Source organism: Pontivivens nitratireducens, assembly GCF_014235845.1.
Classification (GTDB): Bacteria; Pseudomonadota; Alphaproteobacteria; order Rhodobacterales; family Rhodobacteraceae; genus Pontivivens; species Pontivivens nitratireducens.
In genome coordinates this window covers 33,079-46,460 of sequence record NZ_JACJUQ010000018.1, presented here as the reverse complement: position 1 = coordinate 46,460, position 13,382 = coordinate 33,079, and the positions used below count along the sequence as shown (strand labels likewise).

The 13,382-nt window shown below is 62.8% G+C and carries 12 protein-coding genes; 2 read left to right on the top strand and 10 right to left on the bottom strand.

The window, feature by feature from the left end; genetic code table 11:
- The coding region (locus H1S03_RS17405; protein ID WP_221892724.1) for a DDE-type integrase/transposase/recombinase at window positions 1-258 on the top strand (258 nt) is incomplete at its 5' end.
- Window positions 259-426: 168 nt separating this feature from the next.
- Here H1S03_RS17405 and H1S03_RS15280 read toward each other — a convergent pair.
- The 10 genes from H1S03_RS15280 to H1S03_RS15235 all read right to left on the bottom strand — a co-directional run bounded on the left by H1S03_RS15280 (window position 427) and on the right by H1S03_RS15235 (window position 12,198).
- A complete protein-coding gene (locus tag H1S03_RS15280; RefSeq protein WP_249777947.1) occupies window positions 427-1,794 on the bottom strand; it encodes an NADH-quinone oxidoreductase subunit N in 1,368 nt (455 codons plus the stop codon).
- On the bottom strand, window positions 1,794-3,254 hold the full coding sequence (locus tag H1S03_RS15275; RefSeq protein WP_088665108.1) for a complex I subunit 4 family protein: 1,461 nt from the start codon (window positions 3,252-3,254) through the stop codon (window positions 1,794-1,796). The genes H1S03_RS15280 and H1S03_RS15275 overlap by 1 nt, the downstream gene beginning before the upstream one ends.
- Before the next feature lie 11 nt (window positions 3,255-3,265).
- The gene (locus H1S03_RS15270; protein ID WP_088665109.1) at window positions 3,266-5,164 is read right to left on the bottom strand and encodes an NADH-quinone oxidoreductase subunit 5 family protein; all 1,899 of its coding nucleotides are present in this window, start codon (window positions 5,162-5,164) and stop codon (window positions 3,266-3,268) included.
- On the bottom strand, window positions 5,161-5,472 hold the full coding sequence (nuoK, locus tag H1S03_RS15265; protein WP_088665110.1) for an NADH-quinone oxidoreductase subunit NuoK: 312 nt from the start codon (window positions 5,470-5,472) through the stop codon (window positions 5,161-5,163). Before nuoK ends, H1S03_RS15270 begins: the two co-directional genes overlap by 4 nt.
- Window positions 5,469-5,987, bottom strand: coding sequence for an NADH-quinone oxidoreductase subunit J family protein (locus H1S03_RS15260; RefSeq protein ID WP_017469393.1), 519 nt, complete (start codon window positions 5,985-5,987; stop codon window positions 5,469-5,471). The genes nuoK and H1S03_RS15260 overlap by 4 nt, the downstream gene beginning before the upstream one ends.
- A complete protein-coding gene (locus tag H1S03_RS15255; RefSeq protein WP_088665111.1) occupies window positions 5,984-6,883 on the bottom strand; it encodes a complex I subunit 1/NuoH family protein in 900 nt (299 codons plus the stop codon). Before H1S03_RS15255 ends, H1S03_RS15260 begins: the two co-directional genes overlap by 4 nt.
- The gene (locus tag H1S03_RS17400) at window positions 6,880-9,249 is read right to left on the bottom strand and encodes a heavy metal-binding domain-containing protein (protein ID WP_221892723.1); all 2,370 of its coding nucleotides are present in this window, start codon (window positions 9,247-9,249) and stop codon (window positions 6,880-6,882) included. The genes H1S03_RS15255 and H1S03_RS17400 overlap by 4 nt, the downstream gene beginning before the upstream one ends.
- Window positions 9,246-9,608 (bottom strand): NADH-quinone oxidoreductase subunit A, encoded by a 363-nt coding sequence (locus H1S03_RS15245; RefSeq protein WP_017468394.1) that lies wholly within the window; start codon window positions 9,606-9,608, stop codon window positions 9,246-9,248. The genes H1S03_RS17400 and H1S03_RS15245 overlap by 4 nt, the downstream gene beginning before the upstream one ends.
- 188 nt (window positions 9,609-9,796) lie before the next feature.
- Window positions 9,797-11,137: an SAM-dependent methyltransferase gene (locus H1S03_RS15240; RefSeq protein ID WP_185805118.1), complete on the bottom strand. Its 1,341-nt coding sequence runs from the start codon at window positions 11,135-11,137 to the stop codon at window positions 9,797-9,799.
- A 326-nt stretch (window positions 11,138-11,463) separates the two neighbouring features.
- On the bottom strand, window positions 11,464-12,198 hold the full coding sequence (locus tag H1S03_RS15235; protein WP_223228153.1) for an RNA polymerase sigma factor: 735 nt from the start codon (window positions 12,196-12,198) through the stop codon (window positions 11,464-11,466).
- Between the two features lie 249 nt (window positions 12,199-12,447).
- On the opposite strand from H1S03_RS15235, the gene H1S03_RS15230 reads away from it, so the two are divergent.
- Window positions 12,448-13,344 (top strand): DMT family transporter, encoded by an 897-nt coding sequence (locus H1S03_RS15230; protein WP_017469163.1) that lies wholly within the window; start codon window positions 12,448-12,450, stop codon window positions 13,342-13,344.
- The last annotated feature ends 38 nt before the right edge of the window (window positions 13,345-13,382 follow it).

The following is a 13,382-nucleotide window of genomic DNA, read 5'->3' as shown; positions in this document are numbered from 1 at the left end:
GAGGTCGCGCCTGGCCTTGATCATTGGTCACACAAGGGACTCAATAACCGCGCAGAAAACAGCCACTTGCCCTTCCGAAAACGAGAGCGGGTGATGCAAGGCTTCCGATCGCCGGGTGGATTACAACGCTTCGTATCTATGAAGTCTGCAACCCGCAATAGTTTCTCTGTCCCAGCCCGCCGCCGCTCTGCGCTCACCATCCGCTACCATCGGCTCGAAGCATTCGAGGCGTGGAAATCCGCGGCACAGGCCGCTTGATCAACGAACAGCTTGCCAACTTGCAAATTCGGCGAGTTAACGTGACAACACCCATCTACATCATCGCGCGCAAAAAGTGCGCGCGCGAATGTCCGATGCTCTTCGCTTGAACGCGTCTCAAACCGGCGGGCTGGCCCGGTCACCTTCAAATCCATGCCGATGTCTGGTCTACGGCCCGGGCAGGATCCCGGCCGCGAACCCCATAAGAAGCGTGACAAGCACGGTGACTACGACTGTTCCTTGGGCCAGAACAGCGCCCACCTCTGATGGGTGCTCTGTCGAAGAAGTTCGATACATCGGCACCACCAGCCGCAGATAAACCCCGAGCGCCAGCACCGAGTTCAGGATGCCGATGATCGCAAGCCACAGATACCCGGCCTCGACCGCTGCCGAGAGCAGGTAGAACTTGCCCACGAAACCGAAAAGCGGCGGGATGCCGGTCAGTGACAGCAGGAACACCACCATCGCCGCGCCGAGCCACGGATGGGTGCGACCAAAGCCTTCAAGATCGCCCAGATTGCGCCCGGCCAGCAGGACAACCGCAAAGGCGCCGAGGTTCATCGCCACGTAGGCGGCGGCAAAGACCAGAATGCCCGGAACGGCAAAGCCGCTGGCCCCAAGGGCCACGACGCCCATCAGGAAATATCCCGACTGTGCCACCGAGGAATAAGCGATGAGGCGCACAAGGTAGGTCTGCACCAGTGCGGCGAGATAGCCATAGGTCATTGTCGCCGCCGCGATCACCGCCAGTGCCAGAGGCCAGCCACCGTCACGGGGCAGGTCGCGCAGGACCTGTGCGAAGGCGAAAAAGGCGGCCGCCTTGGTGATGACGGACAGGTAGGCCGCGATCGAGACGGGCGCCCCCTGATAGGCGTCCGGTGCCCAGAAATGGAACGGCACCAGAGCTCCCTTGTAACCCAGACCGACGATGATGGCGATCAGCCCGGTGATGATCACAAGTGTCTGGCCCTGCAACTGGCCAAGTTTCGAAAACAGCGTCGAACCGGAGCCCCCAAACCAGAAGGTCAGCCCGTAGATCATCACCGATCCGGTGACCGCCCCGAAGACGAGGTATTTCATCGCCGCTTCGGTGGCCGCATCGTCGCGCGGCCAGGCCACAAGCGCGAAAGAGCCCAGACCGGTGAGCACGACACCGATCACCACCACCATCATGTCGCCCGCCCCCGACAGCATCAGCGCGCCGAGGGTCACCAGCACGACAAGGGATTGAACGCTGCCCTCGCGCCGGCGGCCAGCAATCTCGGCCCGGACCAGCAGCAGGGACAGTGCGGTGCCGGGCAGCAGGATCAGCTTGGCCCAGCCCGAAATCAGGTCGATCCGGTAGGTGCCGCCGAAGACGGTGGCGTCGACGCTCAGCATCGGCAGCGTCAGGATCGTCGCCGCCGCAAGCCCGGCCAGCCCGATGGCCAGCACCAGCCGCGCCGCGCGAAACATCTCCGCAACGATCATCAGCATCGCCGCGGCGGCCAGCGTCAGCTCCGGCGCCAGAAGGGCAAGATCGCGGCCCATCTCCATCAGTTGCCGAGGCCCATCATAGTGGTGTGGATCATGTCAATCAGCCAGCCGGGCGCGACACCGATCAGAACGGTCAGGACGAGAAGCGGCAGGATCACTAGCTTTTCACGCCTATCCAGATCCGGCATGTCGGCCCATTTGTCGTTCATCTCGCCCAGGAAGACGCCGGCGATGGCGCGCAGGTAGAGTGCTGCGGTGATCACGATGGCCAGGATCGCGATCAACCCCCAGGGCATGCCGTTCAGCGTGGCAAGGAAGATCTGGAATTCGGCCGGGAAGTGTGCGAGCCCCGGCAGCCCGAGAGAGGCGAAAGCCGACAGGATGAAGGCCCAGCCAAGCCACGGCACACGGCCCAGCAGCCCGCCGAAATCGCCGATTCCGCGGGTATGGGCCCGGTCCTGCAACATCCCCACAAGGAAAAAGAGCGCGCCCGTGACCAGACCGTGGCTGACCATTTGCAGGGTTGCGCCATCCAATGCGATGGTCCGGATGCGCGGCTCTGTCGCCAGTGCAGCAATGGCGACGCCCATCACCACGTACCCCATATGGTTAACGGACGTGTAGGCGATCATCTTTTTCAGGTCGCTCTGCGCCAGTGCCGCGAAGGCCCCGTATAGCGCGCTGACCACCCCGAAGGCGAGGATCACCTGTCCGGCCTGTGCGAAGGCCTCGGGCGTCATCTGGTAGGCAAAGCGCACAAGCCCGTAGGTACCGAATTTCAGCATCACGCCGGCCAGGATCACGCTGCCCGCCGTGGGCGCCTGCACATGCGCCGCCGGAAGCCAGGTGTGGACCGGGAAGGCCGGGATCTTGACCGCGAAGGTCACGAGCATCGCGATCAGCGCCAGCATGGCAGGAAGCCCGCCCAGTGCGGTGCCCTCGACCCAGACACGCATGTCGAAGGTGCCCGATCCGAGGTAAAGCCCGATGATCGCCAGCAGGAGCGGCAGCGAGCCCAGAAGCGTGTAGAGAAAGAACATGAGTGCGGCCCGCTGACGCTCTTCATAGCCCCAGCCTGCGATCATGAAGTACATGCCGACCAGCGAGACCTCGAAGAAGACGTAGAAGAGCAGGCCGTCAAGCGCCATGAACGTGCCGAGCGAGGCGGTTTCCAGCATCAGCATGAGCACCACATAGGAGGCCGCCCGCTCCCCGATCCGCGCCGAATACAACGCCGACAGGAAAAACAGAAGCGAGGTCAGCAGCACCAGAGGCAGGCTCAATCCGTCCACGCCCAGCCGGTAGGCCGCGCCGATGGCGGGGATCCAGGCGATTTCCTCGACCTGGGCGAAGTCTCCGGCCACGATGCCGCGCGCCCAGATTGCCAGTGTGATCAGGAACACGGCCCCCGTGGCGGCGATGGACACCGCATGTGCCGTTCGCGTGGACCGGTCGGGCAGCGCCATGAGCGCGAGACCGGCAAGGATGGGCAGGAAGGTGGCAATGGTCAGAAGCGGCATGGGCGCGATCCTCAGAAGTAGAACGGGGCGGCGAGGAGTACGCCGGTGACGAGAGCGATTCCGGCGACGGTCAGCGCCATTTCGCGGTGGATAAGGCCGCTTTGCAGACGGCGGGCGCGGGTGCCGAGGGCGATTGTGCGATCGACAAGGCCAAAGATCGCACGATCGATGGTGTCGCGGTCAAAACGCAGGCTGGCCAGCCCGAGGGACAGGTTGAGCCTGCCCACCGCGTTGAGCAGCGCCAGAAGACTGTCTTCGGCGCGTTCGATCCGGCGTGACAATGCTTGTGTACCTGCGACGATGCCGCCCAGCACGACACGGCGGATGATCCAGGCATCCAGGCGGTCGCAGAGCCGTGCCAGGGCCAGCGTCGGGCGGACCACGAGGGCGTCCATGCCACCTGCGAGCGGGAAGCCGTTTCGTGCTGGCGCAAGCAGCGGACCCAGAAGGCGGGCGGGGGCCAGCAGCCAGCCAAGCGCCAGCCCGGCCAGACCCACCGCCAGCCCCATGGCCGGGACGATCCAGCCGGGCTCGGCCAGATGCGCGCCCAGCATCGCCTCCAGCGGTTTGAAAGCGAAGCCCAGAGTCGCGGCGAGTATCACGAGAACGCCCATGCCGACGGCCATGAGCGGCACCTTATCGCGGGGCTTCTCCGGCGTGCCGGACCACAGCACCTTCAATGCCCGGCCCATATAAGCCCCGGTCAGCACCGACCCAGCAAGGGCCAGCGGCAGAAACCACGCGGCAGAGGGGCTATCGAGAGCCGCGGCGAGGATTGCGTCCTTGGAATAGAAGGCGGCGAGCGGTGGCAGCCCGGCCAGCGCCAGCGCGGCCAGTGCAAAGCCCGCAAAAATGCCGGGCCGGGCGCGGCCCGCGCCGGCAAGCGTGTCCAGATCGGTGCTCTCGCGGTCGTGCTGAAAGACGCCTGCGCCGAGAAAGAGCGCCGATTTGATCGCGGCATGCGCGATCAGATGCAAAAGCGCGGCAACGGGCGCGCCGGCCCCCACCGCGATCAGCATCAGCCCGTACTGGCTGGCGGTCGAGGCCGCGAGCAGACGCTTGAGGTCTGTTGCGGCCAGTGCCATCAGCCCGGCAATCACCGCCGTCGCCCCGCCGACAATCCCGATGGCCAGAAGCGCGCCGCCGGGCAGCATCGGCGCGGTCCGGATCAGCAGGATCGCCCCCGCCGCCACCAGCGTGGCCGAGTGGAGCAGGGCAGACACCGGCGTTGGCCCCGCCATCGCCCGCATCAGCCAGTCCTGCATCGGCACCTGCGCCGACTTCCCCATCGCCGCAAACAAGAGCAGCAGCCCTGCGATCAGCGCCGGGGTGCCGGTGGTGGAAAGCGTGGCCGAAATCTCGGAGGTTCCGGCGATACCGATCAGCAGGAAGGCCGCGAGGTAGAGGCCCAGATCGGCCGTCCGGGTATAGAGGAATGCCCGCATGGCCGCTCCGGGCACGCCCTTTCGCCTATGCCAGAAGCCGATCAGAAGGTAGGAGGCAAAACCAATCATCTCCCACGCGGCCAGCAGGGTGATCCAGTCCCCCGACAGCACCAGAAGCTGCATCGCGGCCACGAACATCAGCATGGTGCCGAAAAAGCGGGGGCGCTCGGGGTCATGGGACATGTAACCCGCCGCATAGGTCAGGACCATCGCCGCGACGGTCGCGACGACCAGCGCCAGCGTTGCCGTCAGCGGGTTGGCCACCAGCCGGATCGGCAGGTCCGGCAGGAAGGGCAGGGTGGCCGTGACATCCGCACCGCCCGCCACCCCGGCCAACAGAGCAATCGCCCCGGCAAGGCCCAAGGCCGCACCGGTCAGCGCAATCGCCTCGGGCATGCGCCGGAGCGCAAGTGTCGTCAGGCCCGCGCCCAAAGGCGCGAGGATCGTCAGCGAAAGCCAGATCACCCCCTGAGCTCCCGCGCTTCTTCCATCTCGACCGACCCGCGCGAGCGGAACCGGGCGATGGCGATGCCGAAACCCACGGCCATCTCGACCGCCATCACCGCCATGACGATCAGCACGAACATCTTCGCCGCTGTCACATCGGGGTGCAGATAGCGCCAGAACGCCACGAGATTGAGCAGTGCCGCGGCAAGGATCAACTCGACCCCCATGATGATCATCACAAGGTTGGTCTGGCTGAGCGCACCATAGAGGCCAACGCCGAAAAGCGCCGCACCGACGCTGAGCGCGATCATGAGTTCCGGGATCATTGGCTATCCTTTTCTTGCGGGGCGATCGCGACCATGGTCGCCGCGATCATCGCGGTCAGGATCATCAGCGCCGCGCTTTCAAAAATGAACATGGAGCGGCCCAGCAGTTCGCGGCCCAGCAAGCGCGCCTGTTCATCGGCCCCGGGCACGTCGGGCACGGGGCCTTGCCAGCCGGCGGTCCAGATCACCACCAGTGCGGCGACCAAGCCAATCCCGCCCGCCCAGAGCGACAGGCGTTTCTGGTGCGTCATGTCCATCTTGCCCATGCCGCCGGGGTCCATCATGAACATGACCATGAAAATCGCCATGACGCTCATCTCCGTGGCCATCATCATGATCTGGAGCACGCCCAGAAATTCGGCCTGCATGACAAGGAACATCGCCCCGATGGCGGTCTGACTGAACAGGAGCGCAATGGCCGAACGCACCATCGAATGTGTGCGAAAGACGACCACCCCGAACCAGATCGCGGCGGTGCCGAAAAAGGCGAGAAACAGAGCGGTGGCAAGGCTCATATCGGCACCACGAGGGCGATGACGCCCACAAGGAAGATATTGGCCAGCGCCAGGGTGATGCCGAGCTTCCAGCTCAGTTCCAGATACTTCGCCTCGCGCAGGCGCGGCAGGCGCGGCCCGAGCATCAGCATCGCGGCCGCTACACCAAGTGTCTTGAGCGCAGTCCAGGCCCAGCCCGGCAGCCACGGTCCAAGCCAGCCGCCGAGGTAGAAGGTAACGGTCGCGCTGGCCAGTGCGACGATGATCACAAGCCGCGCCAGTCGCAGGACGGCCAGCCGCGCGCCGGTGTATTCGGCCTCGACTCCACCCGCCAGATCGCCGCCGCCGGTGGGCAGGTCGATGGGCGGCAGCCAGGCGACACCCATCGCCGCGATGACGAACAGGACGAAGCCGATGGGCTGATAGGCGACGTTCCACAAGGCCGCCTGCGACAGGACGATCTGCGTGGTGGAGAGCGACTCGGCCCGCATCGCAACTGCCGTTATGGGCATCACGATCAGCATGGCATAGGCGACGAACTGGCCCAGAAAGCGCCAGCCGCCGATCATCCCGTAGGCCCCGTTCGGCCCCCAGCCGGCCATGATAAGCGCAACCAGCACGTAAGCCAGCGCGGCGTTCAGAAACAACGCGCCGATGGCCAGATCGGTGATGATCAGCCCCGGTGCCAGTGGGATAACGGCGACTGACAACAGGCCCGCGACCAGCAAGAGGACCGGGCCAGCCTCGAAAAACAGCCTGTCAGATGTGCGCGGCAGGATCTGTTCGCGGCCCAGCAGCGCTAGCGCCGAGGTCGCCGGCCGTGTGAGGCTGAGGCGTCCATGGACGGCCCAGCCTTCCAGAACGGCCACGGCGTAGCAGCCGATCGCGAGAGCGAGGATAATCACCGCGATGCTCATTGGGTCGCGCTCCAGGGATCGAGATCGAGCGAGGCGATTGCGGTCAGTGCGTCGGCAAGTTCCATCTGCTTTATCAGGTCGGGCACATGCGCGGCGAGGTCGGAGAACGGCGTCTTCAGATGGGCCGAGGCGACTGTACCGCCCTTTAATGTCAGGTGCAGCGTTGCGGGTCCGCGCGGTGTTTCCAACGTTGCCGTGCCGTGGCCGTCGCCTGTTGCACGCGGCATCTCTGGCATCGCGGTCGCGCCCGCCGCCGATATCAGGTCAAGGCTTTGCCCGATTTCTGCGCAGCGCTGGCGGAGCCGCGCCATGGCGTCGCCTTCATCCTGCGTGATCGGTTCGAAACCTAATTCGTCGTAGACCCCGTCGCCGTGTCTGGCATCGGACGCATGGTCCGCCGCACGTGCCACAGGACCTTCCGATGCTCCCTGAAGCGTCCCGATCCCGGTCAGTTTTGGTCCCATAAGTGATCGGTTGAGTGCACCGTACAGAAGGCTCGTTATAGAAGTTGCTTGCTCTGCCACCTCATCCGCTTTAGCCGTCCGGACGCGGTGTTCCATGGCCGCCGCCCGGCGCCCCAGCGGTGCAAGGCCCGCTTGTCGAGCCAACCCGGCCAGCCAGTTGAGATGGCTTGCAATCCGTTCGCGTTCCACTGCTGCGGCGCGGGCGGCCAGAGTGTCCTTGGGTGCAGTTTGTCCGGTAGCCTTCTCGGCAGCACGGCAAGCCAGTTCGCGCATTGCCACCGGCGACAAGGGCACCGCGTCCGCAAGATGATCAGCGAAGTCTTCGAGAGCAACGCCTGATGGCAGCGCCGCCATCTTCATCCCTCTGACCGCGGTGCCCGCGACGCTGTCTCCATCGAGGGTCAGGTCCAGGTGCAGACCGCCCGGAAGACCCGGGAAGAAGGGGCCAAAGGGCGCGTCTATCCATTCCATGACCAATCCGTCGGGGCTGACCGGTTTGCCTTCGGTGAGTTCGACCATTGACATGAAATGCGGTTCGATCCCCGGGATGTCTGGCGCCGCGCCGTGGCCTGTGTGGCCATGATGCGCGCCATGCGCATCCTGCTGTTCGTGGGCGCCATGCGCGGCGTGCTCTCCTTGGCCCTCTTGCGCTGGCATGTCCTTGTGGTGCTTGTGACCGCCATGTCCACCATGCGCATGCTTTCCGGCCTCGGCCTGCTGGACGAGGTCCATGCCACACTTGGGGCAGGAACCCGGTGTGTCGGAGGCGACATCCGGGTGCATGGGGCAGGTGTAGGGGCCTGTCGGCTCCGTGGCCGGTTCGGCGTGATGGCCGTGGCCGTGGTCCGCATGTTTCCCGGCCTCGGCCTGCGGGACGAGGTCCATGCCGCACTTAGGGCAGGACCCGGGTGTGTCGGAAGTCACCTCCGGGTGCATCGGGCAGATGTAGGGGCCTTTCGGCTCTGCGGCCGGTTCGGCGTGATGGCCATGTTCGTGATGCGCGTGTTCCCCGGCCTCGGCCTGCGGGACGAGGTCCATGCCGCATTTCGGGCAGGAGCCGGGCGTGTCAGAGGTGACCTCCGGGTGCATGGGGCAGGTATAGGGGCCTGTCGGCTCCGTGGCCGGTTCGGCGTGATGGCCGTGGTGCACGTGCTCTCCGGCCTCGGCCTGCGGGACGAGGTCCATGCCGCATTTTGGACAGGAACCGGGCGTGTCCGAGGTCACTTCCGGGTGCATCGGGCAAACATAGGAGGCGGACGTCTCGGCGCCTGTCACAGCATCCGACTGATGATGGGCCTTTTCTGCTTGCGTGGAAACCGCGGACGATTTTTCATGGCCCTCATGGCCCTCATGGCCGTGCGACGCCGCGCCGGAAACGCGGCGTTCCACAAGGAACATCCCGCATTTCGGGCATTTGCCGGGTTCGTCCGAAATGACTTCCGGATGCATGGGGCAGGTGTATTCGATCCGCTCCGACAGGGCAGGCGCATCAAATTCCGCGATGTCTGGTGCAAAAGCCCCATTGCAGAGCAGTTTGCGCAGATCCTCCAGTCCGGAGATCAGGCCCGCCTGCGACATCTCCGCCGTCACGTCGGCAGTGGGCAGAGGGCCAAGATCGGCCTCACCAAGCGCGAGAATGCACCGGGGTCGCGGCATCTGGGCCCAGACGACGCTGGCCGCATCGGCCAGCGCAGTGGGCAAGGGCCCCGCGATCAGCAAGACGTTCGCGTGGCGCGGCGTCACCGCGCGGATCAGCCCTGCGGCGTCCAGATCGAGACCAAGCGCATTCGCGACGTCCTCTCCAGGCACCACGAACGCGCGCAAATCCCGCGCCATGGCCCCGGCGACCAACCCGCGGAAACCGCGCAACAGACCCTGACGTGCCCCGGACAAATCCATCATTGCCGCCTCAGCGCGCCCTGGCTCCATCCATAGAGCAGGCCGAGAAACAGGATCGCGAGAAAAACGCCCATGTCGAGCAGGGCGACCAGCCCCTCTTCGCGGTAAACGACCGCCCAGGGGTACATGAAGGCCATCTCCATATCGAAGGCCAGAAACAGGAGCGCATAGCCGTAATACTTGGCGTGGTATCGGACCCAGACCGGATCGCGCGCCAAAGTGCCGGCGGTTGCGGGCACATCCTTGGCCGGTTCCGCCCGCGCCCGCCCGATCGCACGGGCGAGGGCATAGAGGCTCAGGACCAGCCCGACCGTGCCAAGCGTCAGGCCGAGCAGAATGGCGTATTGCGTCAGTTCACTCATGTCCGCCCTGGCTCCTGTCGTGCTTGGCCGGTTTTTCCCGTTCGGGTGCTGCGCCCCAATCAGGTGCGCGCCGTCCGTTTTTGACCACGTTTAGTCGAAGACGCCCAAAAAGAAAAACGATTACAAGAAATTTCTTCTCGAAGCTGAAGATGTTACGCGAGACGTCGAGACTGTGAAAAACATGCCTGTCATCTTGCTCTCCCTATTTGTTTGCCGAGTGCCCTGATGTGGCAGTGGTGATCTGCCTCAGCGTCCGCGATGTAATTCCGCGTCAACGGAACGGTGTCGCGGCGTTTGGCCAACTGGAGCTGGAACACCATCAACCGGCCATGCCGGAATGCCATTTCGCAGACAGCCAGATAGAATTCCCAAATGCGGCAGAACCGTTCGTCGTAAAGCCTCCGCGCGGTCCCGCGCTCGGCTGCGAAGCGTTCGGACCAGTGCCGCAGGGTCTCTGCATAATGCAGGCGCAGGACCTCGACATCGGTGACCCAAAGCCCAGAACGTTCCGCCGCCGAGATCGTTTCGGACAGTGACGGAAGATAGCCACCGGGGAAAATGTATTTCCTGATCCACGCATCGCTGCCACCTTTGGGTGCCATCGTACCGATCGCATGTACAAGCGCGACTCCATCCGGCTTGAGAACCCTTCGGATCGTGCTGAAATAGTCATCAAATCCACTGCGGCCCACATGCTCGAACATGCCCACCGAAACGACACGGTCATACTGGCCTTTCTCTTGCCGGTAGTCGCGGAGTTTAAAGGCGACCTGTTCGGACAGGCCGGACTGCGTTGCGCTGGCGCGGGCGGCCACGATCTGTTCGGTAGACAGGCTCAGACCGGTCACGCGGGCCTGATGCTGTTGGGCAAGCTCCAGCGCCAAGCCCCCCCAGCCCGAGCCGATATCGAGAACGTCAAGGCCGGGCCGCAGCAGCAGCTTTGCAGCGATGTGTCGTTTCTTGAGGGCTTGCGCCTCGTCCAAAGTTTCATTGCCTGTGGCGAAGTAGGCGCATGAATACTGTCGGTCCGCGTCAAGAAAGAGGTCGTAGAGTTCGGTCGAGAGATCATAGTGGTGCGCCACGTTGCAGCGGGCCCGGTTGATCGGGTTGTGATGCAACCTGCGGCTCAAAAAAGCGTCCAGCCCTTGCCTGATCCGTTTCCCGGGCAAAGCGTCGACGGCGTCGAGGTCAGCCATGCAAATCGAAAGAAGGTCGCGCAGGCTGCCGGTCTCGATGCGGAGCGTTCCATCCATATAGGCCTCGCCAAGCGCCAGACTGGGGTTTGCAAGAAGTTGCGCAGGCAGCGCCTTGTCGGTCAATCGGACTGAAACGGCAGGGCCGTCACCGCCACCGAAACGCCAAGTCCCACAACAGGGGTCGATAACAGTCAGGTGACCGTTCCGAACCAGACGGCTGAGCAATTTGGCAAGTAACCACATCACGGCCCTTCCGGGTCCAAGGCGTGGAAGCTGCCTCGCGCCGTCATGCAATTCAAACTGCTCATCAGGTGGGATTTCGCTGTTGGACATGATCGGTGCCTCCGCGTTTGTCTGAGTTTGGAAGGGGCATCGAACGACCCCGGCTCTCAAAAAGACGACCGGCGCTAGTGTTTGTTACAGCGCGCAGCCATATTGCGTCGGCACCTGAAAGCAGGAAAGCGCCGATTGGGCGTATCGGTCCAAGCGCTTTCGGTACACATTTGCCCGATTGCAGCCTATTGTTCGCCGAAGGACATGAGCCCACGACTTATCAAACGCGATCGTGATCATCTTTCGATTGCGGCTTCGGTCTCAGGCACGCGTGTAAGGCAGCAGCATTAAAGCTCCGAGGATCGCTCCGCGGTTCTGCGTGTTCTTCAGATTTCGCTTTCGTCCGCAAGGCCTTCGAGGCGGGCGCGGACCTTCTCTGCCGCGTCGCAATCGCAATCAAGAAAGCCGTGAACCGGGCAGGTCAGGCACATCTGCTGCAACCTTGTCTTCAATGCCTGCCTGCCCCGGTGAACGCGGACGTTGAGGTTGTTCAACGTGATCCCAAGGTCTTTGGCGACGTCCTCTCGCGGTTGTTCCTGAAGATCGACCCGCCAGATGACTTCGGCATATTCCGGTTTGAGCGTTGGCAACAACTTGTAGAGACAATTGCAGATAACCTCGTCCAGTTCTTCGTCAAAATCGTGATGGACGCCTTCCAGGTCGGTCGGGGCCATGACCACCTCCCTCTGTCGCTGTCGCGAAACCTTGCGGCCATGGTCCGCTATGGACGACGCAAGGATCTGACTGAGCCAGCCGCGAACGGCGCGCACATCACGAAGTTGCTCTGAGCGGTCGATGGCCCGCAGCATAAATGTTTGCAGGACATCCTCTGCCGCCTCTGGATCACCCAGTCGCCGACGCAGGAATTTCAGAATTTGATGTCTGCCTTCCACCAACGCGTGGCGAACGGCCGCGTCGGTGGATTTTGCAGCGACGTCGGACTGGTCAACTAAGGAAAATTTGTCGCCTTGGTCATTTTTCATCACACACCTCTGCAAAATACGACGCTCGTAAGTCGGATGCGTTACACCGTCTGCCACAAACGTCTGCGTTTCTTTCATTATACGTGCATCCTGGAACTCATAAAGCACAGGTCATCAGACGTTTGTCTTAATAACCAGTAAGGTTTCAGTCGCTGAAACGTCTGTTTGGTTCGTCCAATCACTGTCGCCAAGCCGCCGCACCGCAATTGTTGACACTTGCGACTGCGATCATCAACTACGAGAAAAACTTATCATTCTACACTGACTTGGCACGCCGGAAGATCTCCGCAATTCCAGCCGGTTCTGACCTGAAAAAAGGAAATCCCGATGTCGCCGACGACAATAACCAAGATCGTTCTGGCCATGCTCTTGTGGGCGGCGTGCTTTCCGCTGATCACGGCAGGGCTGCAATATTCGCCGCATTTGACCTTTGCGACACTGCGGGCAATTCTGGCTGCGGCCACCCTGGTGTTTGTTGCGGTGTGGCTGCAGCGGCCGTTTCCGCGTGGTTGGCGCACGTGGGTGACACTGGGTGTCGTCGGCCTTGGCGCGACCAGTCTGGGATTTCTCGGCATGTTTCATGCGGCAGAATTTGTATCTCCCGGGCTCGCCACGGTTATCGCCAACGCTCAGCCGCTGCTTGCGACAATGTTGGGCGTTGCATGGCTTGGAGAGCGACTGGCGAGGGTCGGTTGGGGTGGCCTATTGATCGGTTTCGCGGGAATACTTGTGATCGCCTTGCCACAATTGGGCGATGGAGCGCGAGACGGGACGGCCATCGGTTTTGCCTACATCGTTCTGGCTGCGGTTGGAGTGACTGTCAGCAACGTGGCGATCAAATCCATCGCAGGTCAGGTCGATGGACTTTTTGCAATGGGCTTTCAGATGCTGATCGGCAGCGTGCCTCTTGCCGTGGCGGCGCTTCTCCTTGAAGATCAGACGGCCATCCAATGGACATCTGTTTTCGTAATGTCGCTGTTGGGCTTGGCCTTGTTTGGCTCTGCACTGGTTTACTGGCTGTGGTTTTCGGTACTGGAGGAAGTGGAACTGAACCGGGCGATTGTGTTCAGCTTCCTGGTGCCGATATTCGGTCTCACCATCGGGGCACTGTTCTTTGGCGAGCGTCTTTCCGCCGTGCAGTTTTCCGGGATCGTATTGGTCATTGCGGGTATAGTTCTCGTCAATCTCAGCGGTAGAACGCAAAGCCAGAAAAGCGGAGCATAATAGGATATAATTCGCTAAATCAATAGATTGATGTGGCC